The organism is Vibrio sp. OPT24 (assembly GCF_015163545.1).
Lineage (GTDB): Bacteria > Pseudomonadota > Gammaproteobacteria > Enterobacterales > Vibrionaceae > Vibrio > Vibrio cyclitrophicus.
The window spans coordinates 385,915-402,959 of sequence record NZ_JADDYI010000048.1; the positions used below are offsets into that span (position 1 = coordinate 385,915).

The window sequence follows — 17,045 nt, forward strand, 5'->3', positions numbered from 1 at the left end:
ATTGATTGTTTTAAATTTAAATAGATGTGTTTGCCGCGCTCGCGGTGGTCGTATTTTTAACGTATTCACCGAACACAAACAATCAGTGGCCAATGATCACGAGTATCATTGGCCACTGTTAAATAGCATATTGATAATAATTGTATCAAAAAGGGGATGAGGACTCATCCCTTAGGGTTACTTCTCGTCGGTATTTTTATCCGTTAACTCGTTCTGCTGATCTTTTGGTAGATGCTTATAGATGTAGACACCCGTTAGCAAGGTAAATGCAAAAGTAGCGATCAGTAAGCCAAACACTTTGAAGTTTACCCAAACATCCAAGGGTAGGCTGAAAGCAACGTAAACGTTGAGAATGGCACATAGAGTAAAGAATAAAGTCCAAGCCCAGTTAATCTTGCTCCATACCGCTTCAGGAAGTGTGATCTCTTTACCCAGCATGCCTTTAATCGCTGACTTGCCCATTAGGTGACTGACGGTCAGGCCGATAGCGAACAATGCATAAACGATGGTTACTTTCCATTTTATGAAGTTATCATCATGCAGAAAGATGGTCATGCCACCAAATACGGCAACCATCAAAAATGTGATGATCTGCATTTTCTCTACTTTCTTGTAGATAATGTACGTCAAAACGATTTGTACTGCAGAAGCAACAATCAATGCGCCTGTAGCTGTGTAGATGTCGTACATCTTATACAGCGCAAAGAAAATAATGAGAGGAATGAAATCAAGAATTTGTTTCATGTGGCACTGAATGTCCAGTTAGTTGAGTTGCCAACAGTCTAACGAAAACTGTCCCGATGCTAAATAGCCCGAGACAATTGGGTAACAATTAATTCCATCTAACCGCTAATCGTTTATAACGATTTCAAGCCAGTTATCGCATTGATGTGGTTTGGTAGCGAGGTATCAGTTTCTTGATGTCTTCAAGGTAACCCTCACTTTTCAAATCATCTAGCGTATTTTCGAGTTCTTGCTCGCTCATCGCAAAACAGGTTGATTTGCCAGTCGTTAGGTCGAGAAACTCGTGATATTCACGCTCTGTGAAGTGGCCGATTCTATCCATTAATAAGGTTTTAACCCCATGGTGAATTAAGCCGTAATATGTATGTCTTTGTAAGGTCATAGCCTATCCTCCGTGACAGGGTGCGAAGAAAAGACAACCTGCTGTAAATTGTTTGGGTTATCTATGACAAAGCAATTCGAATGCCATTTGGGTCACAGACACAGAATATTTCTGTTATCAAATTGAATTGATTCTTTTTTCAATCAGTTAAATGAAAGCTAATTCTGTTCTCAACCAAACAATACGTCGCTGACGGAAAATAGTTTTATTTTGAGAACGTTGTCATTCTCATTATGACGCTTTACTGAAGCCTTATGGTCTTTGAGCTTGGCAATTTCCCCGTTGTTAACCGACAAGCCACTCGACCAATGTAGTTAGGGATACATTTTGGCGATTCTTGGGCTGAATTAAGAAGTAACCATTTCCTGAAAAGACACTGTCTTCACTCACTTTGACTAATCTGCCTAAATCAATATCTTGCTTGGCAAGCGTGATGTCGCCTATCGCAATTCCAAATCCTTGAATAGCTGCATTCATCGCTTGATCGAGTGTTGCGAACTGTTGGTTATTCTTGCTCGAAAGGTCATGACTTCCTATGTGCTCCAACCAAAGTCGCCAATCACTTTGTTCATTGTTGGCGTGTAACCACGTGTAGTGAGCGAGTTGGTGCGGTTTGATTAGAGAAGAGGAACCACTGGTAAGGTGATTGGGTTTGATGCTTTGCGCTTGGCAGACGGGTGCGAGTTGCTCGTTGAACAATAACTGGCTGACGATCGATTGTTGGCTCGGCTTCTTGCCATAGGTAATCACGGCATCGAACGGGTCAAAACTTGGCTCAAAAACATGCTTGATGGTAGAAGTGAGCTCAACATCAATCTCAGGGTAGGCTTCTTGAAAAGACATCAGTTTTGGTAGCAACCAAGAGGTAATGCAACTCGGTGCGTTTAGCTTAATTTTGGAAGGGGAACTCGCCACTTGGTTCAGTGCGGATTGCAGTCGCTGAATTGTATCTTGGATGAGCGGAACCAGTTCTTCTCCTTTGGGTGTTAATGACAACCCCCGAGCATGACGATAGAAAAGGTCGCACCCAAGATTTTCTTCAAACGTCAAAACTTGCCGACTCACCGCGCCTTGCGTGACATTGAGTTCATGTGCCGCGCGTGTAAAGTTGAGATGCCTTGCCGTTGACAGAAAGGCGAGCAAGGTTTTAGTTGAAGGCAACGTGTTATTCATGTCTATACCTATGAATTTTAATCATGGCTATTATGTAATTATTTCGATTCATTTATCAATAGTGTTCTGTTTGAATGCAAATACTTACTCATCATTTGTGATTCAATATGTGTATAACGCATCTATTTTGAATATGAAGGCAAGTGGTGAAGACATTGTGATTGAGTGGAAGGGATAGTTCTTTGACATCATTTATTGACAACTTAGTGCCTCAGGCTGTAAAAAAATTAATACCTTATCAATCGGCAAGAAGAATTGGTGGTGACGGACGTGTTTGGTTAAATGCCAACGAGTTGGAAAGCGCTTTGTTTCAAAACGAGACTAGTTATAACCGTTATCCAGATTTTTTTCCGCAAGATATTGCCAAGGCTTACCAAGCTTATTGTGGAACTGATGCCGAGACCTTAGCCGTTCGAGGAGCAGATGAAGCGATTGATTTGCTGATCAGAACATTCTGCAAACCAGCGAGCGATAATATACTGATTTGCTCCCCAACGTACGCGATGTATGAATTTTGTGCCGACGCATTGGCGATTGAAACACTCGACTCCCCATTACAGGAAGATTTTAGCCTAGATGTCGCTGATATCGTCAAAAAAGCCGATCGAGCAAATATTGTTTTTCTGTGTTCACCAAATAACCCGACGGGTAACGTGATTCCTAAATCAGATTTGATTCAGGTGCTTGAGGGAACCGAAGGTAAATCTTTGGTGGTGGTGGATGAAGCGTATATTGAATTTGAACCTCAGACGTCGGCGGTGAGCCTTATTGAGCGTTATCCTCATCTAGTGGTGATTCGTACTTTGTCGAAAGCGTTTGGATTAGCAGCTGTTCGTTGTGGTTTTATTCTGGCGAGTAAAAATGTGATGCAGTATGTCGCTAAGCTTATTCCGCCTTACCCAATGCCTGATTGCTCTTCTCAAATTGTATTGGAGGCTTTATCCGCTGAACGAATCTTGGTGATGTCAGATGCAACTTCAAAGCTTGTGGAGTTACGTGACCGATTTGCTGACGAGTTAACGCAGTTTGATTTCATAGAACATGTCTATCCATCATCGACCAACTTCATTTTATTACGCCAAAAGCCAGGGCATGAAGTGTTCAGTGTATTGGCGAAAGATGGCATTGTGACCAGGAACCAAAACCATGAACCTGCATTACGCAACTGTGTTCGGATCACTATTGGTAGCCCTGAGAGTATGACTGAAGTTATAGCGTCACTAGCAAGCTACCAAGCACAGTTACAACAGAAACAACAATCTCAAGAACCTCAATTTCAACTTGATAAAAATCATATCTAGGATGGCAATGATGAAAAAGATAATACTAGGAATCGCTTGTGCGGCCGCTTTACTTGGTACCACTGTACAGGCAAAAGAAATCCGTTTGGCGTCAGATTTTACGTATCCGCCATTCAATTATAAAAATAGCGAAGGCGTACCTGTTGGCTTTGATATTGAAATAGCTGACGCCTTGTGTGAACAGGCAAAATTAGAGTGTACTTGGGTTTCGCAAAGCTGGGATTCATTAATTCCTAGCTTATTAGCAAGAAAGTCAGATGTGATTATGGCGTCTATGCGCATTACCGAAGAACGTAAAAGCAAAATATTGTTTACGGATAAGTACTACCAAACACCCGCTGTGTTTGTTGCAGCCAAAAGTGCAAAGTTTGATATTGATAAGCAAGGTCTCGATGGTAAAACTATTGGAGTACAGCAAGGAACGATTCACGATCGTTACGTAACCGACAAGTTTGGGGATGTCGCAAACATCAAGCGTTACACTGGGCAAGATGAAGTTTATTTGGACCTGCAAAATGGTCGCTTAGATGTGACTTTTGGTAATTCAGATCAACTTTCACTGGCTTTCTTAGATAAGAAAGAAGGTGAGGGTTTTGAATTCAAGGGTAAAGCCGTAACGGATAAAGCCTATATCGGTGAGGGTACTGCGTTAGCACTTAGAAAGCAGGATTCGAAGCTAGCTAATCAATTCAATGTTGCGATTGAAGAGATCAGAGCTAACGGTACTTATGACAAAATTGCTGCCAAGTACTTCACGTTTGATATCTATGGCAGTGATTTATAGCCAAAGATCAGACAGCTTTTTTAGATCCAACATAATGAATGGGGTGGTTTCAGTTGATTGAAACCTTCTTCTCGAAAGCTTAATCCGAGGGCAAGTTGGCCCTCGGATTTTCTATTCTATCTATATGGTTAAGTATGGATAGTCAAATATGGCAAGACGTCTTCTGTTGCTCTGTTACGGAATGCTAACTCTGGCTCGAATAGTCAGTTTAAATCAGTACTTTTTCAGCTTAATCTTCAACTTATGTTCTATTTCAAGCTATTTCTAACTCACTTGTTTCTAGTTAGAGACCTTTCCAACTTATGCCATATCTCTAGGTAACCTGTACAAATTAAGTCTTAAAATAACACAAAGATATTGTGCTATTTGTAACTAAGGCTTTTTGTGTCTGCTTTAAAAATCAACGAAAATTAAAAATTAGCGCTAAATTAGGTCGTTTTACGATCTAAATGACAGGGTGGTATAGCAAGTATGATTGATATCACAATCAAACCATCTCTCTGGTTGATTAATGAGCTTCAGACCACATTATTTTCACATCGTATTGTAATACAAAAATCATAAGGGTAAGAATATTGTAATGAAACGTTACTGCTATGAGCGATATGCAATTGAACGTTAGATTTCAAGCTCAGCTATAACGTGCCATATACAAACTGTACCTCTTACAAAAATGGATTCTGGAGAAGAACATGAAAAAACACCTACTGACGATTACAGCGGCATCAATTCTTATGGCATTTGGCGTTCAAGCAAAAACGTTGACTTTAGGGCATGCAATGTCATTAGAAAGCGCGGCTCACCAAGGGATGGTGATCATGGCTGATAAGGTTAAAGAAAAATCGAATGGTGACCTTACGATTAAGATCTTCCCAAACGGTCAACTAGGCTCTGAACGTGACCAAGCTGAGCAAGTTGTTACCGGTGCGATTGATATGGCTAAAATCAACGGTGGATTAGCAGAATCTTTTGAACCAACTTTTAAAGTTAATGCACTGCCTTTCTTATTCCGTGATGTTCCACACATGAGAACGTTCATGCGAAGTGAAGCTGCACAAGAGATGTTGCTTTCAAGTGAAGGTAAAGGCTTCATTGGTCTTACATTCTATGATTCAGGTACACGTAGCTTCTACGCTAAAAAAGCAATTAACTCACCTGCCGATCTTGCTGGCATGAAAGTTCGAGTCCCTGGTTCTCCAACCATGATGGAAATGGTGAACCTATTAGGTGGTAAAGCGACACCTGTCCCTTTTAATGAGGTTTACACAGCACTTCAGCAAGGCGTAATTGATGGTGCTGAAAACAATATTTCTAGCTTAGTTGAAATGAAACACAGTGAAGTCGCTAAATTTTATTCTATGGATCAGCACATGATGACACCTGATGTGATCATTATTTCAGAATATAAATGGGGTTCATTAACTGCAGAAGAGCAGAAAATCTTAAAAGAAGCAGCAGCAGAGTCTCTTGAAGAGCAGATTAAAATCTGGGACGCAACAGATGACATGAACAAAGAGAAAGGAATGAAAGAAGGCGTAACGTTTGTTGAAGTTGATAAAGCCCCTTTCCGCGCTGCTGTTAAACCTATGATTGATGAAGCGAAAAAAGATCCAAAACTAGCTCCATTCATTGAAAAAATTGAAGCTCTTTAATCAGTATTAGTGAAAATATAATTTTGCCTTGGCTTTGCTAAGGCAAAATTTTTTGAGGTATCACACCATGTTAGCAACTTTCAGAAACCTACTTGATAGGTTGATTCTTTTTGTCTCTTCTTTTGCATTAATGTTACTTGTCGTTACAGTTACTTGGCAGGTTTTTAGTCGTTATGTTTTGAATGACCCAAGCAACTGGACTGATGAACTTGCTCGTTATGCGATGGTTTGGCTTGGCTTATTAGGAGCAAGTTATTTATTCGGTATCAAAGGACACTTAGCAATAACGTTATTGGATGGTTATCTTAAGGGTAAAGCACATATCGCATTACAAGTACTTATCAATGTGATCTCTGGTTCGTTTGTCTCTTTAGCTATGCTTCAAGGTGGCATCGCTTTAATGGGAAGAACCACGCAACAACTCTCTCCAGCATTACAATTACCGATGTCGACGGTTTATTCAATATTGCCGATTTCAGCCGTTATTATCCTCATCTATTTGGTCATGAATACGTTTGATCTTTTTTGTGAACCCAACAAAAAGTAAGTTTTAAAAGGACTCTATATTATGGATTTGTCCATTGGTGTTTGGCTGTTAGGCCTATTCTTATTCATGATCGCGATAAGCATGCCGATTGCGATTGCAATTGCCATGTCATCTTTAACGATCATGTATTTCATTTTGCCGTTTGAAGTCGCCAGTATTACTGCGGGTCAAAAAATTATTACCGGTATTGATAGTTTCAGTTTATTAGCAATCCCTTTCTTTATCCTCGCTGGCAATATAATGAATGTGGGTGGTATCGCTAGTCGGCTTATCAACCTTGCAAAGCTCTTGGTTGGTTGGATCCCTGGCTCACTTTTTCACGTTAACATCTTTGCAAATATGATGTTTGGCGCTGTTTCAGGATCCGCCGTTGCAGCAGCAGCAGCAGTGGGTAAAACCTTAGGCCCTGAATTAGAAAAAGATGGTTATGATAAAAATTTAGCAACAGCAGTAAACGTTGCATCCTGCCCAGCAGGATTATTGATACCGCCGAGTAATTCATTGATCGTATTTTCAGTGGTATCGGGCGGAACATCTGTCGCGGCTCTGTTTATCGCGGGTTATGTCCCAGGTATTTTAATGGGTTTGAGCTGTATGGTCGTAGCCTATTTCATTGCTAAAAAGAAAGGCTACAAAACAAGTGCGAATGACGGCTTCACAACGAAAGATGTGTTGAATATTGTTTGGCAAGCAACGCCAAGCTTAGGGCTTATTGTTGTTGTTATTGGCGGTATTATTGGTGGTATATTCACTGCAACAGAAGGGGCATGTATAGCGGTTCTTTACTCTTTTATTCTGTCACTCTGTTACCGAACCCTCAAATGGGCGCATTTTCCGATAATCTGTAGAGAAACCGTTCAGGTCACGGGTATCATGCTGTTCTTGATTGGTGCTTCAACCATCATGTCATGGGCTATGGCTTTTACCGGTCTACCAACAATGATCAGTGATTGGATGCTCTCTATTTCAGATAATCCGATCATCATTTTTATCCTGATGAACTTGATTCTATTGATTGTGGGGATGTTTATGGATCTTACGCCTGCCGTATTGATCTTTACCCCTATCTTTATGCCGATTGCTGAACATTTAGGTATGCACCCAATTCACTTCGCGATGATGATTATCTTCAACTTATGTATTGGTATTGCAACGCCACCCGTTGGTACCGCGCTATTTGTAGGTTGTAGTGTCAGTGGATCCAAGATTGAGAATGTTATAAGAAGTATCATGCCGTTTTGTGCCGTATTGATCGTCACATTGCTGGCTATTACGTTCATTCCTGAAATTAGTTTAGCGTTGCCTCGCGCATTTGGTTTAATAAACTAATGGCAGATAATAAATAGTGACAGTTCTATACCGAAAGTTAACGAGTGATTTTCAGGGACTGCTGATTATTTAAAATTAAAAAACCGCCTTCAATGAAGGCGGTTTTATTTATTAAAAGACATCATTGTTAATTTGCTTAACTTACGATTAAGCCGATTGGCTTTTAATTAAGCTTGTTGCTTCTTTAGCTCAGCTTCTTGTACTTCGTCTTCGATCAGAGAGTCAACGATGACTGCACATGCTGCATCACCAGTGATGTTCAGAGCAGTACGGATCATGTCGAAGATACGGTCTAGAGCGAACAACAGAGGTAGACCTTCGATAGGGATACCAGCCGCTAGAAGAACCGCAACTACTAGGAAAGAAGGACCTGGAACACCGGCTTGACCAACTGCGCCTAACGTAGAGGTTACGATGATAGCAACGTAAGCACCCATAGACAGGTCGATGTTGAACAGCTGTGCGAAGAAGATAGCAACTAGGCCGTAGTAAATTGCGTTACCAGACATGTTGATCGTCGCACCTAGAGGAAGAACGAATGAAGCCGTTGAGTTACGAACGCCAAGTTCCTTCTCTACCGTTTCCATTGTTACTGGTAGTGTCGCCATTGAAGAGGCTGTTGATAGTGCAACCGCTTGAGGCTTCTTCATTGCAACGAGGAACTTCTTCGCAGAAGTCTTAGTGAAGATTTGAATCATCAGTGGGTAAGCCACAAAGCCGAAGATCAGAATCGCAGCGATGTACACGACGAAAAGTTTGAACACAACCATTAGTGCGCCAAAACCGAATGTACCAACTGCTTCTGCCATTAGGCCGAATACGCCAAGTGGTGCAATGATCATAACCTTGTTGATCATCCAAACCATAGCGTCAACAATCGCGTTTACGCCATTGATGATTGGGTCACGTTTCTCTTTTGCTTGTTTAGAAATCGCAATACCAAAGAACAAGCAGAAAACTAGGATTTGCAGAATGTTTGCTTCATTCAGTGATTGGAAAACGTTGGTAGGGATCATGCCAGTGATGGTTGCCCAGAACGTTGGAAGTTCGCCCTTCGCAGCGTATTCAGAAGAGAACATGCCTTCAACGCCAGTCACATCGATACCACGACCTGGTTCGAATATTTCACCCATAACAAGTGCTAGTGCTACAGCAAGTGCAGATGTTAGTGCAAAGTAACCCAGTGTAGTTACACCAACTTTACCTGCAGATGAGCTATTGCCTAAGCCAGCAGCGCCTGAAATTAGTGCAACTGCTACTAGAGGGATAACCAGCATCTTGATCAAATTGATGAAGATAGCACCCAGTGGAGCGAACACTGTTGCACTCTCACCCATCATCGCTCCGACTAGGGTACCGATGATCATTGCAATAACGACTTGAACGCCGATGTTGCTTAGTAAACTCTTTTCTTTTAACACTTCCATAACCTCTGTGCTACTAAATATAAAAATCCCAGAACTACCCACCAATGTACGATGTACCATTGGCGAATTATTTCGTGAAGAGTTTTACACGTATCCTTTACATTTATCAATATGAGCGGATGTGAAAGTCTATCAAAAAGCAGTAATCAAATGTCACCTGATGATTTTTTGTACTAAGGCAAACGATTGCTTTTTAATTTGCTATTATTTTTTATAAATAATAGTGATGTTTTGGTGAGGTGTTATAGATGTGCTACAGGTTTGTATGAAGTGTTGTTTTTAGCATAAATTTAACAATTTAGAGGGTTTGGACGTGTTCTCGGAGAAAAACTCCCACAGAGCAAATTATCGCACTAGTGGGAGTCTATTTATTATTTTTGCGTCGCAGCTTTCATTGGTGTAACAAATTCAGCTAATGCTTTTAGCATTTCTTCAGGTTGTTCTACGTTACTCTCAATGATTTTCACGACAGCTGAGCCAGAGATGGCACCGGCAGCGCCTGCTTCAATGGCTTCTTTTACTTGCTCTGGTGCCGAGATACCGAAACCAAGCAATGCTGGTGGCGCGTCAAACTTGTTCAAGCGGTCAAGCAGCGCCGTTACTGGCATGTTTGCCTTTGTTTCAGCACCAGTTACGCCTGAGCGAGAAAGTAGGTAAGTGTAACCACCACCTAACTCAGATACTGACTGAAGTGTTTCATCGCTTGCTGTTGGCGGAGCAATAAAGATTGGGTGAATACCAAACTTCTTCGCTGCAGCAACAAACTCTCCGCTTTCGTTGGTTGGTACATCAGCAATCAATACTGAATCGATACCTGCTTTTGCGCAGCGTTCGTAAAAATTTTCTATACCACGTGCGTAAACCAAGTTCGCGTACATCAGTAGGCCGATTGGTAGCTCTGGGTATTTAGCGCGAATTTGACCAATAAGATCAAAACACACATCTGGCGTTACTTTAGAATCTAAAGCACGAATGTTTGCGCCTTGGATTGTTGGGCCATCAGCAAGTGGATCTGAGAATGGAATACCAAGCTCAAGTGCATCAGCACCCGCTTCAACGAGTGTTTCCATGATCTTAAGAGACTGCTCAGGATTAGGATCGCCAACCGTTACGAATGGTACAAATGCGCCCTGATTCTTTTCAGCTAAGCGAGTGAAGAGTGATTGATAGCGATCCATTATAATGCTCCTTTCTCTTTAAGAATGTCGTGTACGGAGAAAATGTCTTTGTCACCACGACCAGATAGATTAACCACTAATAGCTGTTCTTTCTCTGGGTCGTCGTGAGCCATTTTAACAGCATGAGCCACAGCATGAGATGACTCTAGCGCTGCGATAATACCTTCTTTACGTGCAATCAATTGGAACGCTTCTAGCGCTTCGTCATCGGTCACATTGTCGTATTCAGCACGGCCAATGGCATTTAGGTGCGCGTGTTGAGGACCAACTGATGGGAAATCTAGACCCGCAGAAACAGAGTAAGACTCTTCTACTTGGCCGTTCTCATCTTGCATCAATGGCGCTTTCATACCAAAGAAGATACCCGTTTTACCGTGCTTAAGTGGCGCGCCGTGTTGGTCGGTATCAATACCTTTACCAGCAGGCTCAACACCGATTAGGCGAACAGACTCTTCTTCAATGAAATCAGCGAACATGCCGATAGCGTTTGAACCACCGCCGACACAAGCGATAACGGCATCAGGAAGGCGACCTTCACGAGCTAGAATTTGGTTCTTCGTTTCTTCACCGATCATGCGTTGGAAATCACGAACAATCGTTGGGAATGGGTGCGGGCCAGCCGCAGTACCCAGCAGGTAGTGAGCGTCTTCATAAGTTGCTGACCAGTCACGTAGCGCTTCGTTACATGCATCTTTTAGCGTTGAAGAACCAGAATGAACAGGGATAACCTCTGCGCCCATCAGCTTCATACGGAATACGTTCGGGCTCTGACGTTCAACGTCTTTTGCACCCATGTAAACGCGACACTTAAGGCCTAACAGAGCACACGCTAGAGCTGTTGCAACGCCGTGTTGGCCTGCGCCTGTTTCAGCAATGATTTCTTGCTTACCCATACGTTTTGCTAGCAATGCTTGGCCAAGAACTTGGTTTGTCTTGTGAGCACCGCCGTGAAGTAGATCTTCACGCTTTAGGTACAGTTTAGTTTTTGTACCTTTAGTCAGGTTACGCGTTAGCGTTAGTGCCGTTGGACGACCTGCGTACTCTTGCAGAAGCGTCATGAATTCACTGCGGAACTCAGGATCGGCTTGTGCATCGATAAATGCTTGTTCTAGTTGGTCTAGTGCTGGCACTAGGATCTGCGGTACGTATTGACCACCGTATTCACCGAAGTAGGCATCGAGTTTAGCCATTGTGTTATTCCTTCAATTCTATTGATGTGTATTCACACCAAGACATTTAATCTTGTTTGAGCTTCGCTAAAGCAAAGCTCACAAATATGTTTTTAGTTTCTGCTTTCTAATTCCTAGAGCCGAGCTTGGACTAGTAATTACGAATCGCTGCAAAGACGTGTTGCAGTTTGTCTGCGTCTTTTTTACCCGGAGCGGATTCAACGCCAGAGTTGAGGTCTAATCCTAAGCAGCCCAACTTAGCCGCTTGGTTAGCGTTTTCTGGGTTTAGGCCACCCGCTAACATGATTGCGCTTTGGTTGTTGATTAGGCTCCAATCGAACGCTTGACCAGTACCACCCGTTTGAGAACCCACTTTAGTATCTAGCAGGTGACGAGTCACATTGCTTTGAAGTAATTCTGGTAGCACACTTTCAGCGCCGTTTTCAGTACTGCAAGCAACACCGTAAGCTTTCCAAATTTCAACATTTTCAGGTAGAGATTGTTTTAACTCATCGACAAACGCTTGAGATTCATCACCGTGCAGTTGCACCGCAAACAGACCGAGTTCAGAAACTGTGTTAGCAACGTCAGCAACACTATGATTTTGGAACACACCCACGTAGTTCAAAGGTGCGCCGCTCATGGTTAAACGAGCTGCCTCGATATCCACATGACGCTTAGACGCTTCAACGAAAATCAAACCACCGAATACTGCACCTGCTTGATACGCTTTCGCGGCATCGTCAGAGTGAGTTAAACCACACACCTTGTTTTCACCCAGCGTAACTTTACGCACTGCGAGCTCAAGGTTCTTCTCTGCCATTAGAGAGCTGCCGATCAGGAAGCCGTCTGCAAATGTTGAAAGGTCACGTACTTGTTGATGTGTGTAGATGCCCGACTCAGAAATGACAATCGCGTTTGGAGCCAGTTCGCGAATCAGCGGAGCCAACTCTTTGGTACGATTCAAATCAGTCGAAAGGTCACGTAGGTTACGGTTATTAATACCGATCACCTTTGCTTTTAAAGCGACAGCGCGGTGAAGCTCTTCTTCGTTGCTGACTTCGGTAAGTACACCCATGTTGAGTGAGTGAGCGACTTCAGCCAGTGCTTGGTACTCTTCGTCATCTAATACCGATAGCATTAGCAAAATTGCGTCAGCTGAGTAGTGACGAGCTAGGTAAACTTGGTAGGTATCAACCATGAAGTCTTTACACAGGATTGGCTGCTTAGCAATGCTGCGAACCTTTGGTAAAAACTCAAAGTCACCTTGGAAGTACTTCTCGTCTGTCAGAACTGAAATTGCGTTTGCGTGGTTGTTGTAAACCGATGCAATGTAATCCAAGTCAAACTCGTCACGGATTAGCCCTTTTGACGGAGATGCTTTTTTACATTCAGTGATGAAAACTGTTTGTTCGCCGCTCAGTGCATCATAAAAGCTGCGGTCTGTTAGGGTTAGTGACGCCTTAAACTCGTCTAATGGTTGAGTCTGCTTACGCGCTTCAACCCATTGGTATTTATCACGAACGATTTTTGCTAATACTTCCGCCATTTCAGCTTCTTTGACTGAAACGTGGGTCGACAGTTTATCGGTAGTCTGTGTCATGTTCTTTGTCTCAACTCCGTCGTTCATTAGGCATGTGCAGCAAGCTTTTGTACAAGCTCGTATGCTTTGCCAGAGTTCATTGCGTCAATCGCTTGCTGTGCATTGGCTTTTAGATCTTCGTAACCGAATAGGCGCATCAGCAAAGCAACGTTCACGGCTACTGCGCCAACTTGGGCTTCAGTGCCTTTACCCGTCAGGATATCGGTTGTGATAGCTTTGTTCTCTTCTGGCTCGCCGCCCTTGATAGCTTCAAGAGGGTGAGTGTTTAAACCAAAATCTGCCGGTGTCACTGTGTATTCGTGAATTGCACCATCTTTGATTTCAGCAACGATGGTTTCGCCGTGAATCGCTACTTCATCAAGTCCGCTACCGTGAACAACCGCCGCGCGCTTCATGCCCATTTGCAGCATGGTTTCCGCGATAGGGCGTACAAGCTCTTTGCTATAAACACCCATTAGCTCGATGTTAGGGCGAGCAGGGTTAATCAGTGGGCCAAGGATGTTGAAGATAGTACGTGTTTTCATGGTTTGGCGAACAGGCATCGCGTGACGCACGCCACCGTGGTATTGCGGAGCAAATAGGAATGCGACGCCAAGTTCATCGACAGCCGTACGCGTGTCTTCCGCAGTCATTGCTAAGTTGATGCCAAACGAATCCAGTAGGTCAGAAGAGCCTGATTTGCTTGATACACTGCGGTTACCGTGCTTCGCGACTTTTAGGCCACAAGCGGCTGCAACGAATGCTGAAGTCGTCGAAATGTTAATGGTGTTATGACCGTCGCCACCTGTACCTACGATGTCTGCAAAATCGTAATCAGGGCGTGGGAACGGGTTTGCATTGGCAAGCAGTGCTTTCGCCGCGCCAGCAATTTCGTCTGGCGTCTCGCCTTTGATTTTAAGTGCAGTCAGTGCAGAAGCCATCAGGATTGGATCGAGCTCACCCTTGATGATCACATCAAATAACTGTTGGCTTTCTTCTTGAGTAAGAGACTGCTGTTCGTAAAGTTTATTAATCTGTTCCATGATCGTTTCCTATATCGTCTTTTTCTCAAGAGCCCATTCGATAGCGTTCGCAAGAAGCGTTGCACCGTAAGTTGTCATAATTGATTCAGGGTGGAATTGGAATCCACACACCTTGTCTTGTTCTTGAACCACAGACATGACCAAATCATCGACTTCAGCGGTCACTGTTAGGCTATCGGATACATGCGTTGCCACCAAAGAGTGGTAGCGAGCGATAGCCAGCGGCGAAGGTAAGCCTTGGTAAGTCGCATGGTTTTGGTGTTCCATCATCGACACCTTACCATGAATGATTTCGCCTGCGCCTGCAACGGTGCCACCATAGGCTTCAACAATCGCTTGGTGGCCTAAACAAATACCAATCATTGGCACTTTGCCTTTTAGTAGCTGAATCAGCTCAGGCATGCAGCCCGCATCAGCCGGAGCGCCAGGGCCTGGCGAAAGCAGTGCAACAGGGTTGTCTAGTTCGTTGATCGCCGCTTCAACTACTTTTGCAGGAATGTTGTTACGGTAAATTTTCACACTGTGACCTAATGAACGAAACTGGTCTACAAGGTTGTAAGTGAACGAGTCGAAGTTATCGATGAATACAATATCAGCCATGATTACGACTCCTTCTTACTTGTTAGGTTTTTAGTATGAGCTGCTTGAATCGCAGATATGACCGCTTGAGCTTTGCCGCGAGTTTCGTCAGCTTCTGCTTGTGGGTCAGAGTCGAACACCACGCCCGCGCCTGCTTGTACTTGTGCCATGCCATCTTCAACGTAAGCAGAGCGAATTACGATACAAGTATCTAAAGTACCTTCGCCGGTTAGGTAACCGACTGCACCGCCGTAGCTACCACGGCGCGTTTTTTCTACGTCACGAATAAGCTGCATTGCACGGATTTTTGGTGCGCCCGTTAGCGTACCCATGTTCATACAAGCTTGGTAAGCGTGTAGGGCATCTAAATCTTCACGTAGCTGACCTACAACACGAGAAACCAAGTGCATCACATGGCTGTAGCGGTCTACTTTTAGCAAGTCTGCTACGTGGCGAGTGCCTGCTTCAGCAATACGAGCCACATCGTTACGCGCTAGGTCTACTAGCATCATGTGTTCTGCGTTTTCTTTCTTGTCGGTGCGCAGTTCAAGCTCAATACGGCTGTCTAGATCGAAATCGATTTGGCCATTCGGGCGCTTACCGCGGCGACGAGTACCGGCAATTGGGTAAATCTCGATTTGATTAGTTTCTGTTTCGTATTTCAGAGCACTTTCAGGAGAAGCACCAAACAGAGTAAACAGCTCGTCTTGCATGTAGAACATGTAAGGGCTTGGGTTACTTTGCTTGAGTTCTTTGTAAGCAGCCAATGGAGCAGGGCAAGGCAGTGTGAAGCGGCGTGAAGGTACCACTTGGAATACGTCACCTTTTACTACGTATTCTTTTAAGTCACGAACCGTTTGGCAGAAGTCTTTATCTGAAACGCTTGGTACCGCTTCAACGTTGTTGAGCGGTGTTACTTCTGTGATGGCTTTCAGTGATTGACACTGAGTTTGAATGTCGGCTAAGCGCTCAGTTAGCCGTACTTTGATGCTGTCATCTTGAGCGAACAAGCTCGCATGAAGTAGGCCTTCGTTCTCTTGATGGTCGAAACGCAATAGTGTTTCAGCTACGTAGAAGACAAAGTCAGGACAATTGTTGGTTGCTTCAGCATCACCTAGCGGTTCAAAGTTCGCCACGATGTCATAAGCGAATAAGCCCGCCATGAATAGTGCGTGTTTGTTATCTGCGTCTTGCTCAAAGCTGTGCTGCACTAAACGTAGAGCATCGAATGAAGAGGCTTCTCTTAAACGTGAGTCTTCATCTACTTCGTTGCTTGGCTCGATAAAAGTCAGCGTCAAAACGTTATCAGTCAGGTCAGATTTAATTTCTGCTTTCACATTTTGAGTTAGGTGTTCGATAAGCGCTTGACCGTTTTCAGTCAATGCTTGAAAGGTTACTTCATGTCCGCGACATACGATGCGAACAGCAGAGTCGATAAGGAGTAGGCTTGTCAGGTTCTGTTTAGATTCAATCTCAGCAGATTCCAACAACAGACTGTCTGTTTTGTTTTCACACAAAGTATGAAAAACGCTGGTTGGATCTTGCGAGTAAGGAACGGAAGAATTGATGACCTCAATGGTTCCCAGCTTTTTGATTTCAATGGCCTTGTTCACAAGACCTCCTTTATGATTCTTTAAATTTCCTGTCGTACATAGTCGCATAAAGATACTGTTCACCCAATCTAGAATATGGTCAATTCGTTGATTTGTTAGTCAGTTGAATGTGAGATGTTCGACAAATTAAAAAGCCCGCTATGAAAGCGGGCTTAGTGATAACTTTTTTATAAACAAACTGTTTAACTAGAAGTACACGTTAGCCCACCAAGAACTTGTCCAAGTGCGCCACCAATTAAGCTCTGAACTTGCTTCTACTGAAGAAAGTTCTAAAACTTTATCTTTATGGTTTTGGTTAAATTCTTGTAACATAGTGAACCTATCAAATGTGATACTTCGTATTTGTGTACTAGTTAACTAGTTTTGTGCTTGCAGGTCAAGTGCGTTGACACAAATATAACGATAAAAATTGAAAACAATGAAAAAGAATATATGAGAATTGATCTACATAGTCATACAACAGCCTCAGATGGCCGACTTACTCCACCTGAACTGATTGACCGAGCGCTAGGCTTTAACATCGAAGCGTTAGCGATTACAGA

Annotated in this window: 17 protein-coding genes and 1 other annotated feature; of the genes, 6 read left to right on the top strand and 11 right to left on the bottom strand. The window is 43.2% G+C overall.

Annotation, left to right across the window (positions count from 1 at the left end):
• Positions 1 to 177: 177 nt before the first annotated feature.
• The 3 genes from IQO02_RS11515 to IQO02_RS11525 form a co-directional block, all read right to left on the bottom strand.
• A complete protein-coding gene (locus IQO02_RS11515; protein WP_016768375.1) occupies positions 178 to 744 on the bottom strand; it encodes a septation protein A in 567 nt (188 codons plus the stop codon).
• Between the two features lie 133 nt (positions 745 to 877).
• On the bottom strand, positions 878 to 1,126 hold the full coding sequence (locus IQO02_RS11520; protein WP_010438008.1) for a hypothetical protein: 249 nt from the start codon (positions 1,124 to 1,126) through the stop codon (positions 878 to 880).
• A 285-nt stretch (positions 1,127 to 1,411) separates the two neighbouring features.
• The gene (locus tag IQO02_RS11525; protein WP_010438010.1) at positions 1,412 to 2,299 is read right to left on the bottom strand and encodes a LysR substrate-binding domain-containing protein; all 888 of its coding nucleotides are present in this window, start codon (positions 2,297 to 2,299) and stop codon (positions 1,412 to 1,414) included.
• 182 nt (positions 2,300 to 2,481) lie between these two features.
• Here IQO02_RS11525 and hisC point away from each other — a divergent pair, with 182 nt between their 5' ends.
• From hisC to IQO02_RS11550, 5 genes are all read left to right on the top strand, one after another.
• The gene (gene hisC / locus IQO02_RS11530) at positions 2,482 to 3,600 is read left to right on the top strand and encodes a histidinol-phosphate transaminase (protein WP_016783865.1); all 1,119 of its coding nucleotides are present in this window, start codon (positions 2,482 to 2,484) and stop codon (positions 3,598 to 3,600) included.
• Positions 3,601 to 3,610: 10 nt separating this feature from the next.
• Positions 3,611 to 4,384: an ABC transporter substrate-binding protein gene (locus IQO02_RS11535; protein ID WP_010438016.1), complete on the top strand. Its 774-nt coding sequence runs from the start codon at positions 3,611 to 3,613 to the stop codon at positions 4,382 to 4,384.
• Positions 4,385 to 5,076: 692 nt separating this feature from the next.
• The gene (locus tag IQO02_RS11540) at positions 5,077 to 6,036 is read left to right on the top strand and encodes a TRAP transporter substrate-binding protein (RefSeq protein ID WP_010438019.1); all 960 of its coding nucleotides are present in this window, start codon (positions 5,077 to 5,079) and stop codon (positions 6,034 to 6,036) included.
• Between the two features lie 67 nt (positions 6,037 to 6,103).
• On the top strand, positions 6,104 to 6,583 hold the full coding sequence (locus IQO02_RS11545; RefSeq protein ID WP_010438022.1) for a TRAP transporter small permease: 480 nt from the start codon (positions 6,104 to 6,106) through the stop codon (positions 6,581 to 6,583).
• A gap of 21 nt (positions 6,584 to 6,604) precedes the next feature.
• Complete coding sequence (locus tag IQO02_RS11550; protein ID WP_010438025.1) at positions 6,605 to 7,912, top strand: TRAP transporter large permease; 1,308 nt, start codon at positions 6,605 to 6,607, stop codon at positions 7,910 to 7,912.
• 167 nt (positions 7,913 to 8,079) lie between these two features.
• Here the strand turns inward: IQO02_RS11550 and IQO02_RS11555 are convergent, their stop codons facing one another.
• The 8 genes from IQO02_RS11555 to IQO02_RS11590 all read right to left on the bottom strand — a co-directional run bounded on the left by IQO02_RS11555 (position 8,080) and on the right by IQO02_RS11590 (position 16,815).
• Positions 8,080 to 9,399: a dicarboxylate/amino acid:cation symporter gene (locus IQO02_RS11555; RefSeq protein WP_416222583.1), complete on the bottom strand. Its 1,320-nt coding sequence runs from the start codon at positions 9,397 to 9,399 to the stop codon at positions 8,080 to 8,082.
• A gap of 311 nt (positions 9,400 to 9,710) precedes the next feature.
• The gene (gene trpA, locus IQO02_RS11560) at positions 9,711 to 10,517 is read right to left on the bottom strand and encodes a tryptophan synthase subunit alpha (RefSeq protein WP_016783868.1); all 807 of its coding nucleotides are present in this window, start codon (positions 10,515 to 10,517) and stop codon (positions 9,711 to 9,713) included.
• A complete protein-coding gene (trpB, locus tag IQO02_RS11565) occupies positions 10,517 to 11,707 on the bottom strand; it encodes a tryptophan synthase subunit beta (RefSeq protein ID WP_010438034.1) in 1,191 nt (396 codons plus the stop codon). Before trpB ends, trpA begins: the two co-directional genes overlap by 1 nt.
• Positions 11,708 to 11,837: 130 nt before the next feature.
• Positions 11,838 to 13,289, bottom strand: a complete 1,452-nt coding sequence (gene trpCF / locus IQO02_RS11570) for a bifunctional indole-3-glycerol-phosphate synthase TrpC/phosphoribosylanthranilate isomerase TrpF (RefSeq protein ID WP_102282750.1) — start codon at positions 13,287 to 13,289, stop codon at positions 11,838 to 11,840.
• A 26-nt stretch (positions 13,290 to 13,315) separates the two neighbouring features.
• Positions 13,316 to 14,311, bottom strand: a complete 996-nt coding sequence (gene trpD, locus IQO02_RS11575; RefSeq protein ID WP_016783870.1) for an anthranilate phosphoribosyltransferase — start codon at positions 14,309 to 14,311, stop codon at positions 13,316 to 13,318.
• Between the two features lie 9 nt (positions 14,312 to 14,320).
• Positions 14,321 to 14,911, bottom strand: a complete 591-nt coding sequence (locus IQO02_RS11580) for an aminodeoxychorismate/anthranilate synthase component II (RefSeq protein ID WP_010438041.1) — start codon at positions 14,909 to 14,911, stop codon at positions 14,321 to 14,323.
• Positions 14,912 to 14,913: 2 nt separating this feature from the next.
• The gene (locus IQO02_RS11585; protein WP_016768370.1) at positions 14,914 to 16,503 is read right to left on the bottom strand and encodes an anthranilate synthase component 1; all 1,590 of its coding nucleotides are present in this window, start codon (positions 16,501 to 16,503) and stop codon (positions 14,914 to 14,916) included.
• A 125-nt stretch (positions 16,504 to 16,628) separates the two neighbouring features.
• Positions 16,629 to 16,743 (bottom strand) — a sequence feature (Trp leader region).
• The gene (locus tag IQO02_RS11590) at positions 16,690 to 16,815 is read right to left on the bottom strand and encodes a trp operon leader peptide (RefSeq protein ID WP_009848753.1); all 126 of its coding nucleotides are present in this window, start codon (positions 16,813 to 16,815) and stop codon (positions 16,690 to 16,692) included. It overlaps the preceding feature by 54 nt.
• 96 nt (positions 16,816 to 16,911) lie before the next feature.
• Between IQO02_RS11590 and IQO02_RS22170 the strand changes: the two genes are divergently transcribed.
• Positions 16,912 to 17,045 (top strand): PHP domain-containing protein (locus IQO02_RS22170; protein WP_416222584.1); only part of this gene is annotated, 134 nt, incomplete at its 3' end.